This is a genomic window from Micrococcus sp. KRD128 (genome assembly GCF_017168395.1).
GTDB lineage: Bacteria > Actinomycetota > Actinomycetes > Actinomycetales > Micrococcaceae > Micrococcus > Micrococcus luteus.
Genome location: NZ_JABFAX010000015.1, coordinates 223,474 through 236,703, shown reverse-complemented (window position 1 = coordinate 236,703; position 13,230 = coordinate 223,474). Strand labels below are relative to the sequence as shown.

The 13,230-nt window shown below is 73.0% G+C and carries 10 protein-coding genes and 3 tRNA genes; all 13 read right to left on the bottom strand.

Annotated features, from left to right (window positions below; genetic code table 11):
• Nucleotides 1-21 precede the first annotated feature (21 nt).
• Nucleotides 22-1,830 (bottom strand): dynamin family protein, encoded by a 1,809-nt coding sequence (locus tag J1M44_RS07300; RefSeq protein ID WP_095695569.1) that lies wholly within the window; start codon nt 1,828-1,830, stop codon nt 22-24.
• A 106-nt stretch (nt 1,831-1,936) separates the two neighbouring features.
• Nucleotides 1,937-2,009: transfer RNA gene (locus J1M44_RS07295), tRNA-Glu, on the bottom strand.
• Nucleotides 2,010-2,138: 129 nt separating this feature from the next.
• Nucleotides 2,139-2,211 (bottom strand) — tRNA-Glu (locus J1M44_RS07290).
• Nucleotides 2,212-2,266: 55 nt separating this feature from the next.
• A tRNA-Gln gene (locus J1M44_RS07285) sits at nt 2,267-2,338 on the bottom strand.
• A 119-nt stretch (nt 2,339-2,457) separates the two neighbouring features.
• Nucleotides 2,458-3,210: an HAD family hydrolase gene (locus J1M44_RS07280; protein ID WP_342356579.1), complete on the bottom strand. Its 753-nt coding sequence runs from the start codon at nt 3,208-3,210 to the stop codon at nt 2,458-2,460.
• Nucleotides 3,211-3,218: 8 nt separating this feature from the next.
• Nucleotides 3,219-4,733, bottom strand: coding sequence for a glutamate--tRNA ligase (gltX, locus tag J1M44_RS07275; RefSeq protein ID WP_206480800.1), 1,515 nt, complete (start codon nt 4,731-4,733; stop codon nt 3,219-3,221).
• 111 nt (nt 4,734-4,844) lie between these two features.
• A complete protein-coding gene (locus J1M44_RS07270; protein WP_060775803.1) occupies nt 4,845-5,639 on the bottom strand; it encodes a fumarylacetoacetate hydrolase family protein in 795 nt (264 codons plus the stop codon).
• Nucleotides 5,640-5,839: 200 nt separating this feature from the next.
• A complete protein-coding gene (locus tag J1M44_RS07265) occupies nt 5,840-6,085 on the bottom strand; it encodes a YbdD/YjiX family protein (RefSeq protein WP_049145181.1) in 246 nt (81 codons plus the stop codon).
• Nucleotide 6,086: 1 nt separating this feature from the next.
• Nucleotides 6,087-8,348 carry a carbon starvation CstA family protein gene (locus tag J1M44_RS07260; protein ID WP_060775802.1) on the bottom strand — a complete coding sequence of 754 codons (2,262 nt, stop codon included), beginning with the start codon at nt 8,346-8,348 and terminating at the stop codon, nt 6,087-6,089.
• A gap of 25 nt (nt 8,349-8,373) precedes the next feature.
• Entirely contained in the window at nt 8,374-9,465 is a 1,092-nt protein-coding gene (locus tag J1M44_RS07255; RefSeq protein ID WP_081091338.1) for a branched-chain amino acid aminotransferase, read from the bottom strand.
• A gap of 145 nt (nt 9,466-9,610) precedes the next feature.
• Nucleotides 9,611-10,687 carry a 3-isopropylmalate dehydrogenase gene (locus J1M44_RS07250; RefSeq protein WP_060775801.1) on the bottom strand — a complete coding sequence of 359 codons (1,077 nt, stop codon included), beginning with the start codon at nt 10,685-10,687 and terminating at the stop codon, nt 9,611-9,613.
• Between the two features lie 71 nt (nt 10,688-10,758).
• Nucleotides 10,759-12,384: a methionine--tRNA ligase gene (gene metG / locus J1M44_RS07245; RefSeq protein WP_002854196.1), complete on the bottom strand. Its 1,626-nt coding sequence runs from the start codon at nt 12,382-12,384 to the stop codon at nt 10,759-10,761.
• The coding region (locus tag J1M44_RS07240; protein WP_241252873.1) for a hypothetical protein at nt 12,377-13,230 on the bottom strand (854 nt) is incomplete at its 5' end. The genes metG and J1M44_RS07240, both read right to left, overlap by 8 nt.

Here is a 13,230-nt window from a genome sequence, read left to right as displayed (position 1 = left end):
GGGCGGGGGTGTCGCGGCGGCTCATCGGGGCTCCTCCCCCGCCTCGGCGGCGGACGGGGCGTGCTCGGGCCCGGTCGGGCCGTCGACGCCGGCGGCCACCCCGCGGCGCAGCACCGGCACGAGGGCGCGCAGCTCCTCGGTGGCCTGCGGCTCGCGTTCGAGGTGGAGCAGCGGCAGGAAGCGGTCCGCGAGCACGGTCTCGAGGAAGGCCCGCACGCGGCGCTCGAGCAGCTCATCGGCCCGCCGGGCCATGCGGCGCACGGCGTCCTCGCCGAAGATCGACTCGAGCAGCTTCTGACCGACGACGGCGGCGCCGCCGGCGATGCCGACCTCGATGCCCGCGAGTCCGCCGGTGGAGGCGAACGAGATGATCATGAGGGCCACGGCCGCGCCGTTCACGCCGGTGGCCGCCAGGCGGGCGCGCGTGCGCTTGCCCGCGCCCTCCTCCTGGATCAGCGCCAGCACGTCCGTCTGCCAGTCCCGCACGACGTCGGCCGCCCGCGCCGACGCGTCCGGCGTCAGGGCGCCCAGGTCGCGCCCGGCCACGAGGGCCCGGCCCGCCGGCTCGGACGCCCAGCGTCGCTCGATCTGCTCGGCGGCCGCGGCGGCCGCCTCGACCATCACGGCGTGCAGGCCGGTCTCCAGTGCGGACTCGACCTCTTCGGGCGGGGCCGGGCGCCCGCGCACGAGGGCGCCGAGGCGGTCCCGCAGCCGGCCGATCGTGGTCTCGACGCCGCGGAAGAACTCCCCCGTGCCGACGAAGTCCTGCCAGCGGGAGAGCACCTCGCCGCGCAGCAGCGTGCCGTCCGAGGTGGCCTCATGGACCCGGCCGACGGCCTGGTCCGTGGAGTCCCCCACGATCCGGGCGAGCAGGTCCGCGGCGTGCCGCTGCTCCTCCTCGGCGCGGGCCAGGTCGGCGACGCGGGCGGCCAGCTGGCCCAGCACGCCGTCCACGGTCCGGCGGGCGACGGCGCCGCGCGCCTGGGCGTCGGCGGCGAGGGTCTCGAGCCACGCGCGCAGGCCTGCGACGTGCTCCTGCGGGAGCAGGCCGCGCTCGTCGAAGCGGGTCTCGGGGATCACGTGGATCCGGGCGTCGGCGAGGCCACGCTCGGTGAGCATGCGCCGCAGGTCCGGGGTGATGTCCTCCGCCGCGCCCTCGGGCACGCGGCCGAGCACGACGGCCACGGTGATGTCGCGGGCGGCGGCCTCGTCCAGCAGCTGCCAGGGCACGGCGTCGGCGTAGCGGTGCGCCGTCGTCGTGAAGATCCACAGGTCGGCGGCCTCGAGGAGCTGCCGGGCCAGCGCGCGGTTCTGGTCCGCCACGGAGTCGATGTCCGGGGCGTCCACGAGGGCGATGCCCGAGGGCAGTGCGGGCTCGGCCACGAGCGCGACCGTGTCCATCGCGGACTGGTCGGGTTCGACGGGGCCGGCGGCCGCGTCGCGGTGCACGCTGACGCGGGCGAGGTCGGGCAGCACCCGCGGGCCCGTGAACCAGTGGGCGTCGGCGGGGTTGTGCAGCAGCAGCGGCTGGCGCGTGGTGGGCCGCAGGGCGGAGGAGCGGGAGACCTCGTGGCCGACGAGCGCGTTCACGAGCGTGGACTTGCCCGCACCGGTGGAGCCGCCCACGACGGCCAGCAGCGGCGCGTCGAGCGAGTCGAGGCGGGGCAGCACGTAGTCGTCGATCTGGTGCAGGGTGCGCTCGCGCTCGGCGCGGTCCTGCCCCGCGGTGACGGTCTCGAAGGGCAGCTCGAGCGCGGCGAGGTGCTCGCGCACGCGGCGGACGGCCGTGTCGACGCCGAGGTCCGGGGCGTTCTGATCCGTGTGTGGCACGTGGGCCATCGTCTCACGGGCGCGCGCCGGCCGCCCATCCCGCCGGCCCGGCGGACGGAGACGACGGAAGCCCGGTCCGCAGGGACCGGGCCTCCTGTCACTCGGGTGACCCCAGCGGGATTTGAACCCGCGTTACCGCCGTGAGAGGGCGGCGTACTAGGCCGCTATACGATGGGGCCGAGCGCGCTGTCCGCGTGTGCGGAAGCGATGCCGTGGAGACCTTCTTCTGCGCCTGCGTCTCCTGTTCAGGTGGCGGATGCGTTCATCCGCCCGTGCCGTTCCGGTCCGAGGACCGGGCGGCGACTGCGTGACCCCAGCGGGATTTGAACCCGCGTTACCGCCGTGAGAGGGCGGCGTACTAGGCCGCTATACGATGGGGCCGTGCGCCACGTCCGAGCGTCTCCGCCCGTGCGCGTTCATTGAGTCCGAAGACTCGCTGGGGTACCAGGACTCGAACCTAGAATGACGGTACCAGAAACCGTTGTGTTGCCAATTACACCATACCCCACTGTCGGTCAAGCATGCCTGACCGATGTGCATCATATTCATGAGCGCGGTGTTCCCGGATCTCTCCGGCAACGAGTAAGAACTCTACACCCTCCGGGCGGCGTGTGCAAAATCGGCGGATCAGGCCGCCAGCCAGGTCCGCAGCCCGCCGATCGCCCGCATCCGCCAGCACGCGTGCTCCTCGTCCCAGAGCGGCTCCTCCGCCCCGCCGTGGGCGGGGGCGTCGGGGCTCATCCACACCGGGACGAGCCCCGCCGACCGGGCCCCCTCGACGTCGTGACGCAGGCTGTCCCCCACCATGAGGGTGCGTCCCGGGTCCGCGCCCAGGCGGGAGCAGCCGGCCAGGAAGGGGGCCGGGTCCGGCTTCGGGGCCCCGGCCGTATCCGAGCCGATCAGCACCTCGACCCACTCCAGACCGAGGGCGTCGGCCTTGCCGCGCTGGTAGGTCTCCACGTTGTTCGTGACGATCCCCACGCCACGGCCTGTTCCCCGCACCTCGGCGAGCACGTCGGCGGTCGCGGGGAACAGCGCCCAGTGCCCGCGCACCACCTCTTCGTAGTCGGTGGTCCACAGGCCGTCGAGCGGGGTCACCGCGTTCTCGGGCACGCCGAGCGTGCACAGGGCGTCGGCCACGCGGGCCAGCCGCTGCTCCTCGAACGTCAGCTCCCCGGCCACGTAGCGCCCGTAGTGGCCGCCGGCGTCGGACGCGAAGGCCTCGGTGGCCTCGGCCAGCACCGCCGGGTCGACGTCGGCGGCCCCGGCCCACTGCCGACGCACCGTCGCGTCGAACGCGGCGTGCTGGGCGGAGCGCAGATCCAGCAGCGTGTCGTCCAGGTCAAAGAGGACGGCGTCCCAGGCCGGCGGCGCGCTCACGCCCCGGCTCATGCGTCGGCGGGCGGGTCCTGGTCCAGGCCCTGCTCCGCGGCGAAGCGGTCCAGACGGGCGAGCGCGGAGTCCCGGCCCAGGATCTCGAGCGACTCGAAGAGCGGCGGGGACACCTTGCGGCCGGTCACCGCGACGCGCACCGGGCCGAACGCCTGGCGCGGCTTGAGGCCCAGGCCGTCGATGAGGGCCGCCCGCAGCGCCGCCTCGATGCGCTCGGTGGTGAACTCGTCCTCGGGCAGGGCGGCCAGCGCCTCCCGAGCTGCGGCGACGGCGGCGCCCAGGTCCGCCGGCATGCCCTTGAGGGCGCCCTCGGCGGTCCGGACGTCCCGATCCGCCGTGAAGAGGAAGGCGAGCATCTCGACGGCCTCGCCGAGCAGCTGCACGCGCTCCTGCACGAGCGGAGCCGCGGCGGTGAGGACCTCCATCTCCCGCTCCGTCAGGTGCTCGCCCACGAGGCCGGCCGCGTGCAGGTAGGGCACGAGACGGTCACGGAAGTCGGCCACGTCGAGCATGCGCACGTGCGTGCCGTTGATCGCGATCGCCTTCTTCTCGTCGAAGCGGGCGGGGTTGGCCAGCACCTTGTGCACGTCGAAGTGCTCCACGAACTGCTGCGGGGTGAAGATGTCCTCGTCCGCGGAGAGGGACCAGCCCAGCAGGCCGAGGTAGTTCAGCAGGCCCTCCGGGATGAAGCCGTTGTCCCGGTGCAGGAACAGGTTGGCCTGCGGATCGCGCTTGGACAGCTTCTTGTTGCCCTCGCCCATCACGTAGGGCAGGTGGCCGAACACCGGCATGTACCGGGCGACGCCGATCGCGTGCAGGGCGCGGTAGAGCGCGATCTGGCGCGGAGTGGACGAGAGCAGGTCCTCGCCGCGCAGCACGTGGGTGATGCCCATGAGCGCGTCGTCCACCGGGTTCACGAGGGTGTACAGCGGCGAGCCGTCCGCGCGGACCACCACGAAGTCCGGCACGGAGCCGGCCTTGAAGGTGATCTCCCCGCGCACCAGGTCGGTGAAGGTGATGTCCTCGTCCGGCATGCGCAGCCGCCAGACCGGCGCGCGGCCCTCGGCCTCGAAGGCGGCGATCTGCTCGTCCGTGAGGTCACGGTCGTGACCGTCGTAGCCGAGCTTGGGGTCGCGGCCGGCGGCCCGGTGACGGGCCTCCGTCTCCTCGGGGCTCGAGTAGGACGGGTAGATGTGCCCGCCGGCCTTGAGCTTCTCGATCACGTCCGCGTAGATCTGCCCGCGCTGGGACTGACGGTACGGCTCGTGCGGGCCGCCGACCTCGACGCCCTCGTCCCAGTCGATCCCGAGCCAGCGCATCGCCTCGAGCAGCTGCTGGTAGGACTCCTCCGAGTCGCGCTTGGCGTCCGTGTCCTCGATGCGGAACACGAGGGTGCCGCCGGTGTGCCGCGCCCAGCCCCAGTTGAACAGGACCGTGCGGATCAACCCCACGTGGGGGGTGCCGGTGGGCGAGGGGGCGAAGCGCACGCGCACGGGGGTCTCGGCGTCCACCTGGGGGACGTCGGGGAAGGGGCGGGGGCGTTCTCGGACACGGGAGCGGTGGCGTCAGTCATGATGCCCCGAGTCTACGCGGGGCCCGGACGCCGCCGTCGAGCGCCTGCGTCAGCGGCGGAAGACGGTGGCGAGGACGCCGATGCCCTCGACCTCGGCCTCGACGCGCTGGCCCTCCTGGACCGTCCCGACCCCGCCCGGGGTGCCGGTCAGGATCACGTCGCCGGGCAGGAGGGTGAACATCTCCGAGGCCGCGGCCACGAGCTCGCGGACGCCGAAGACCATGTCCGCGGTCGTGCCGTCCTGGCGGGTCTCACCGTCGAGGCGGGACGTGATGCGCAGGCCGCCGGCCGGCTCCACGTCCAGCTCGGTCTCGATCCACGGGCCCAGCGGACAGGCACCGTCGAAGCCCTTGGCGCGGGCCCACTGCAGGTCGGTGCGCTGGGCGTCGCGGGCGGTGAGGTCGTTGCCCACGGTGTAGCCGAACACGACGTCGTCCACGCGGCTCACCGGCACGTCCTTGCAGATGGTGCCGATGACGACGGCGAGCTCGGCCTCGTAGGAGACCTCGTCCGACCAGCTGGGCAGGGTCACGGGCTCGTTCGGCCCCACGACGGCGGTGTTCGGCTTGAGGAAGAACTGCGGCGAGGCGGGGACCTCGTTGCCGAGCTCCTTCGCGTGGTCGGCCCAGTTGCGGCCGACGCCCACGATCTTCGAGCGCGGGATGATCGGGGCCACGAGACGCACATCCTCGAGGCGGTGCGTGGTGCCGGTGGGCTGGATCCCGTGGAAGAACGGGTCGCCCTGCAGGGCGGTGATGCTCAGCTCGGAGGGGTCGGCGTCGGCCGGGCCCTCCACGATGCCGTAGGTCGGTTCGGCCTGGTCCACGAAACGGGCGATGCGCATGGCCGCCAGCCTAGTGGGTGAGCGGCGGGCGCCGTCGCCGGGCACCCCAACCCGATGCCGACCCCGCTGACGCCGCGAGCCAGACGATTCGGCCTCGCCCGACGGTCTGGGGCGACCGATTCGTCTGGCTCGCGGGCGGATTCGTCTGGCTCAGCGGGGTGCGGTGCGGCGCGGCGCGGTGCGGGGCGGGTCGAGACCGCTCAGCAGCAGCGGCTGCCCGGATTGGCCTCCTGGCGCGCGTACTCGGCCCGCCAGAACTCCCGCTCGGTCATCGGCGCGCGCTCCGGATGGTGGGCCCGGTGGTGGGCCACGTACGCGTCGTACTTCCCCTCTCCGGAGAGCTGGCGGACCCACCAGCGCACCCGGGCCCACACCCCGGGCCGAGACGGGCCGGCCGGGCCCTCCGCGGTGGAGGGCCCGGCCGGCGTCGCGCGCGGATCGGCCACGTCAGTGACCCCGCACCGGCTGCCGGTCCGCCGGCAGGGCGTCCCACTGCCGCTGCAGCTCCTTCTCCTCGGCCGTGGCGAACAGCCCGGCCGGGGCGAAGCGCTGCGAGGGCACGTACGGGTCCTGGTGGTCGATGACCTCGGTGCCGCGGAAGGCGCGCACCGTGGCGAGCACCGACGTCGTGATGACGATCAGCGCCAGCACCAGGAAGACGATGGAGAGCGTGCCCTGGATGGCCGTGTTCCGGACCACGGCCTCCATGGCCGGCACGGACTTCGCGGCGCCGAAGCTCGTCTTCCCCGCCGCCAGCGCGTCCTGGAACGCGCGATGCTGCGCCCAGTAGCCCACTGCCGGGATGGAGGAGAAGATCTTCTGGAACGACGCCACGGTGGTGACCACGGTGATGAACGCCAGCGGCAGCGCCACGATCCACAGGCCCCGGAAGTCCCGGCGGCGCGCGACGATCGTCAGGACGACGGCGAGCGCGATCGCCGCGAGCAGCTGGTTGGCGATGCCGAACAGCGGGAACAGCGTGTTGATGCCGCCCAGCGGATCGGTGACGCCCATGATCAGCACAGCGCCCCACGCGGCCACCATGATGGCCGTGCAGACCCACGCGCCCACGCGCCACGAGGTGTCCTTGAAGCGCGGGACCACGTTGCCCAGGGAGTCCTGCAGCATGAACCGGGCCACGCGGGTGCCGGCGTCGACGGCGGTGAGGATGAACAGCGCCTCGAACATGATCGCGAAGTGGTACCAGAAGCCCATGAGCGCGTCGCCGCCCACGAGCTGGCCCATGATGTGCGCCAGGCCGACCGCGAGGGTGGGGGCGCCGCCGGTGCGGGAGACCACGGTCTCCTCGCCCACGAGGTCGGCCAGGTGGGTCAGGTCCCCGGGGGCGAGGTTCACCCCGGCCAGGCCGAGGCCCATGACGAAGTCGGCGGCGGTCTCCGGGGTGCCGCCGGTGAGGGCGGCCGGGGAGTTCATGGCGAAGTAGATGCCGCGGTCGAGCGAGACGGCGGCCACGAGCGCCATGATGGCCACGAAGGCCTCCATGAGCATGCCGCCGTAGCCGATGAAGCGGGTCTGGCGCTCCTTCTCCACCATCTTGGGCGTCGTGCCCGAGGCGATCAGCGCGTGGAAGCCGGACAGCGCACCGCACGCGATGGTGACGAACAGGAACGGGAACAGCGAACCGGGCCACACCGGGCCGGTCTGGCCCGAGGCGAACTCGGAGAACGCGGGGGTGCCGATGCGCGGCTGCACGACGACGATGGCCAGCGCGAGACCGGCGATCACGCCGATCTTCATGAAGGTGGACAGGTAGTCGCGCGGCGCGAGCAGCAGCCACACGGGCAGCACGGCCGCGACGAACCCGTAGATGATCACGGCCCAGGCGATGGTGGTGCGGTCCAGGGTGAACAGGGCCGCGCCCCACTCGGTCCCGGCCACCCAGCCGCCGCCGATGATGGCCGCCAGGAGCAGGACGAACCCGATCACGGAGATCTCGGTGATGCGGCCCGGGCGGATCCAGCGCAGGTACACGCCCATGAAGAGCGCGATCGGGATGGTCATGGCCACGGAGAACACGCCCCACGGGGACTCGCCCAGGGCGTTGACCACCACGAGGGCCAGGATGGCCGTGATGATCACCATGATCAGCAGGGTCGCGACGATCGCGGCGGTGCCCCCGACGCGGCCCAGCTCGTCCCGGGCCATCTGACCGAGCGAGCGGCCGCCGCGGCGCATCGAGAAGAACAGGACGAGGTAGTCCTGGACCGCGCCGGCCAGGATCACGCCGACGATGATCCAGATGGTGCCGGGCAGATAGCCCATCTGCGCGGCGAGCACGGGGCCCACGAGCGGACCGGCGCCGGCGATGGCCGCGAAGTGGTGGCCGTAGAGCACGCGGCGGTCGGTGGCCACGTAGTCCCGGCCGTCGGCCCGGTACTCGGCCGGGGTGGCGCGGGTGTCGTCCGGGTGGACGATCATGCGCTCGACGTACTTCGAGTAGAAGCGGTAGCCGATCGCGAACGTCGCCACGGCGGCGAACACGAACCAGATCGCGTTGATCGTCTCACCGCGGTGCAGGGCGAGCATGGTCCAGGCGACGCCGCCGAGCAGGGCGACGGCCACCCAGACGGCGATCTTCACGGGCGTCCAGCGGGGCCGGTCGGCGGCCTCGGTGGGCGGGAGGTCATCCGGCGTCGGAGCCGGATGTGGGGCGCCCTCGGCGGGCGCGGAGGAGCGGTGCGAGCTCACGGGGGTCTCCGTCCGTGGGGTGGGGTCAGACGAGGCGGTGCAGCCAGCCGTGGCGGTCCTCGACGCGCCCGGTCTGGATGCCCTCGAGCTCGGCGCGGATCTTCAGGGTCACGTCGGTCCCGCCGGCGGACTCGATCACGTCGTCGCCGTCGAGCAGACGGCCGATCGGGGTCACGACGGCGGCGGTGCCGCACGCGAAGACCTCGGTGATCTCGCCCGAGCGGACGCCCTCGGCCCACTCGGCGAGGGTGACGCGACGCTCCTCGACGGTCAGGCCCATGTCCCGGCCGAGCTGGAGGATCGAGGAGCGGGTGACGCCCTCGAGGATCGTGCCGGTGAGCGCCGGGGTGACGAGCCGGCCGTCGGCGTGCACGAAGAACACGTTCATGCCGCCGAGCTCCTCGATCGCGTCGTCGTTGTACTGGTCGAGGAACACGACCTGGTCGGCGCCCTTGGCCGCGGCCTGCAGCTGGGGCAGCAGCGAGGCGGCGTAGTTGCCGCCGGTCTTGGCCGCGCCCATGCCGCCCTTGCCGGCGCGGGTGTAGTCGCGCGAGACCCAGATGGTCACCGGCTTGAGCTCGCCGCCGAAGTAGTTGCCGGCCGGGGAGGCGATCACCATGTACCGCACCTGCCGGGCCGGGCGGACGCCGAGGAACGCCTCGGAGGCGAACATGAAGGGGCGCAGGTAGAGGGACTGGCCCGGGCCGGTGGGCACCCAGGCCCGGTCCGCCTCGAGCTGGGCCTGCAACGAGCCGAGGAACAGCTCCTCGGGCAGCTCCGGCAGGGCCAGGCGGCGGGCGGAGCGGTTCAGGCGGGCCGCGTTGGCCTCGGGACGGAACGTCCACACCGACCCGTCCTCGTGCCGGTAGGCCTTCAGGCCCTCGAAGATCTCCTGGCCGTAGTGCAGCACCGCGGCCGAGGGGTCCAGGGACAGCGGTCCGTAGGGCTCCACGCGGGCGTCGTGCCACGCACCCCCGTCCTCGTCCCAGGTCCAGTCGATCGAGACCATGTGGTCCGTGAAGACGTTGCCGAAACCGGGGTCCTGGAGAATCTCGACGCGCTGCTGATCGGACATCGGGGACAGATGCGGTTGCCGCGTGAACACGGTCTCGGACACGGTGGGATCACTCCTCGTGACGGGTGACGGATGGGGACGGCTCCGGTGCCGGGCACGACGCGCGGGGGCCACGGCGCCGGGCGTGGCACACGCCACAGGCCGTCGCCCCATCCTAGACCCGGCGTCGACGCGCCGGGCCCGCGCGTCAGACCCGCGCGACGACGTCGGCGCCCACCTCGGCGGTGGTGCCCCGCGCGCCCTCCACCCGGTCCCTCAGGTGCGCCCACACCGCGGTGCGCACGCGCGCCGCCGCGCCGGCCTCGCCCACGTGCTCGAGCAGCAGGGCGGCGGAGAGGATGGCGGCCACGGGGTCGGCGACCCCCTGGCCCGCGATGTCCGGGGCGGAGCCGTGGACCGGCTCGAACATCGACGGCGCCGTGCCCTCGACGTTGATGTTGCCGGAGGCGGCGAGCCCGATGCCGCCGGTCACGGCGGCGGCGAGGTCCGTGATGATGTCCCCGAACAGGTTGTCCGTCACGATCACGTCGAAGCGGGCCGGGTCCGTCGCCAGGAAGATCATGGCGGCGTCGACATGCATGTAGTCCCAGGTGACCGCGGGGAAGTCGGCCGCCACGGACTCCACGGTGCGGCGCCACAGGTGGCCGGCGTGGACCAGCACGTTGTGCTTGTGCACGAGCGTGAGGCGCTTGCGCTCGCCCGCGTCGGCGCGACGGAAGGCGTCCTCGACGACGCGGCGCACGCCGAACGCCGTGTTCACGGAGACCTCCGTGGCGATCTCGTGCGGGGTGTCCACGCGGATCGCACCGCCGTTGCCCACGTACGGCCCCTCCGTGCCCTCGCGCACCACGGTGAAGTCGATCTCGCCGGGCGCGGCCAGGGGGCTGACGGCGCCGGGCAGCAGGGTGGCCGGGCGCAGGTTCACGCCGTGGTCCAGCGCGAAGCGCAGCTTGAGCAGCATGCCGCGCTCGATCAGCCCGGACGGGATGCGCTCGTCCCCGGGCGCGGCACCCACGGCCCCGAACAGGATCGCGTCGTGGCTGCGCAGGGACTGAAGGACCTCGTCCGTGAGCGCCTCGCCGGTCTCGAGCCAGTGCTCCGCACCCAGCGGATACGGGGTGAGCCGGGCCTCCGGACGCCCCTCGGCACGCAGCGCCGCCTGCAGGACGGCGGCGGCCTGGTCGGTGACCTCGGGGCCGATGCCGTCGCCGCCGATGACGGCGATGTCCAAAGGGTCTGCGGAGCTGCGTGTGGTCTCGGTCATGGCCCTCAGGCTACGCGCGGCCCGCGTGAGGACCACATCGTGTGACACCCGGTCTCACCCTCCGGACGGGCTCAGTCCTCGGCGGGCTCCTCGTGCCGCGGGAAGACCGGCTGCGGGGCGGGCAGCGGGGTGCCGGGGACCAGGTCTTCGTGGAACGCGGCGAAGGACCGCGGGCCGGTGCCGGACGCGCCGGTGCGGCCGGCGTCGCCCTCGGCGGGGACGCCAAGCAGGTCCAGCAGCCGCGATGCCGAGTCGGGCATCACCGGCTGCGCGAGCAGGGCCACCCGGCGCACGGCCTGCAGCGTCACGTACAGCACCGTGCGCATGCGCGGCTCGTCCGTCTTGCGCAGCACCCACGGGGCCTGGTCCGCGAAGTAGGCGTTGACCTCGCCGAGCACGCGCCAGGTCTCCTCGAGCGCGTCGTGGAAGTCCTGCACCGCGTACGCGGACCGGGAGCGCTCCAGCAGGGCGTCGACCTGGGCCAGGACGGCGCGGTCCGCGTCGGTGAGCTCGCCCGGCTCGGGCACGGCGGCACCGCAGTTCTTGGCCACCATGGACAGCGAGCGCTGGGCGAGGTTGCCGAGGTTGTTGGCCAGGTCCGCGTTCTTGCGGCTCACCACGGCCTCGTGGCTGTAGGAGCCGTCCGCGCCGAACGGGAACTCGCGCAGCAGGAAGAAGCGGATGGCGTCCAGGCCGTACCGGGCCACCCATTCCCGCGGGTGCACCACGTTGCCCAGGGACTTGGACATCTTGGCCCCGTTGTTGTTCAGGAAGCCGTGGATCATGACGCGGCGCGGCAGCTCGAGGCCGGCCGACATGAGGAACGCGGGCCAGAAGATGCAGTGGAACCGGGAGATGTCCTTGCCGATCACGTGCAGGTCCGCCGGCCAGTAGCGCGCGAACGCCTCCGGGTCCTCGGCGGGCCAGCCCGCGCCGGTGAGGTAGTTCGTCAACGCGTCGACCCAGACGTAGGTGACGTGGTCGGCGCGCCGGTCGGCGTCGGCGGCGTCGGGGTCCGCGGGCGCCGGCAGGTCGATGCCCCACTGGAAGGAGGTCCGGGAGATGGACAGGTCCTCGAGCCCGGCCTCCACGAAGCGGATGACCTCGTTGAAGCGGTACCGGGGGGCGGCGAAGTCCGGGTGCTCGCGGTAGTGGTCCAGCAGCGGCTGCTGGTACTTGGACAGGCGGAAGAAGTAGGACTCCTCCTCCGTCCACGTCACCTCGGTGCCGGTCTCGACGGCGCGGCGCACCCCGTCCTGACCCACCTCGGTCTCGTCCTCGCCGAAGTAGCGTTCGTCCCGCACGGAGTACCAGCCGGCGTAGGAGCCGAGGTAGATGTCCCCGTTGGCCTCCATCCGCCGCCAGATCTCGCGGACGGCCTCGGCGTGGTCCGTGTCCGTGGTGCGGATGAAGCGGTCGTAGGAGATGTCCAGGACGTCGTCGTCCATCTCCCTGAAGACGGCGGCGTTGCGCGTGGCCAGCTCGAGGGCGCTCACGCCCTGCTGCTGCGCCGTCTGCTCCATCTTCTGGCCGTGCTCGTCCGTGCCGGTCAAAAAGCGCACGTCCCGCCCGTCGAGCCGCTGGAAGCGGGCCATCGCGTCCGAGGCGATGTACTCGTAGGCGTGGCCGATGTGCGGCTCGCCGTTCGGGTAGGAGATGGCCGTGGTCAGGTAGTACGGGGCGCGGGCGTCAGTCACAGTCGTCGAGTCTACCGGCGGGGCCGGGGCCCGCGCCGAGGACGACGTCGTCCGCGCCGACGTCCGGGACGCCGTCGGCGGTCACCTGCAGATGGCCCGGCGCAGGCCGCAGGTGGAGGTGGGCCCACGGGGCCACCACGAGCACGGACGCCCCGATCATCTCGGTCAGCTCCTCCGCGTGCGTCGCCACGTGGTAGGCCAGGGTGCTGCGCCCGATCCCGAAGACGAGCGGCACCGCCTCGAGGACGATCGCGCCGAAGAAGAACACCGCGCCGCCCGCCACCGTCAGCGCTCGGGTCCGGCGGGGCAGGGCGACGGTGCACAGCGCGAGCAGCCCGAGGACGACGATCGCGGCCGGCGCGCCGAGGATCAGCCACTGGAACGCGGGCAGCGGGTTCTCCCCCGCGAACGGCAGGGCCTCCCACAGCTGGCCGGCCTGCTCGTGGATCTGCGTCGATTCGTCCAGGCTCATGGCCGCCAGCAGGGCCGCGGGGGTCAGCCACGCGAGCAGGCTCCGCCGCCGATCCGCCCCCAGCGCGCGACGCACGAGACCCACCGTGGTGAAGCCCGCGGCCCCCAGCAGGAGCAGGCCCGAGCTCCACCACGCCGTGAGGTTGGCCTCGTGGTTCACGTCGAAGACCTCGCGCCACCACGGCACCTGCCGCGGGCCCAGCCCGAACACGAAGGGGAGGGCGAACGACCAGGCGGCGAGCAGGACGCTGACGCCGATCAGCCCGCCCGCCGCGCGCCGGGCCCAGCGGCCCTGCACGCCCGGAGGCGTGGCGGGGTGGGCCGCTGCGGCGCGCGCGGTCGGGGCGGGTGCGGGGCGGGGCACGGCTGGACGCG

What these genes read in the sequence shown, in the direction of transcription:
- J1M44_RS07270 (WP_060775803.1), bottom strand. Translation starts at nt 5,639, where the DNA reads ATGCGCATCGCCCGTTTCGTGGACCAGGCCGAACCGACCTACGGCATC.
- J1M44_RS07250 (WP_060775801.1), bottom strand. Translation starts at nt 10,687, where the DNA reads ATGACCGAGACCACACGCAGCTCCGCAGACCCTTTGGACATCGCCGTC.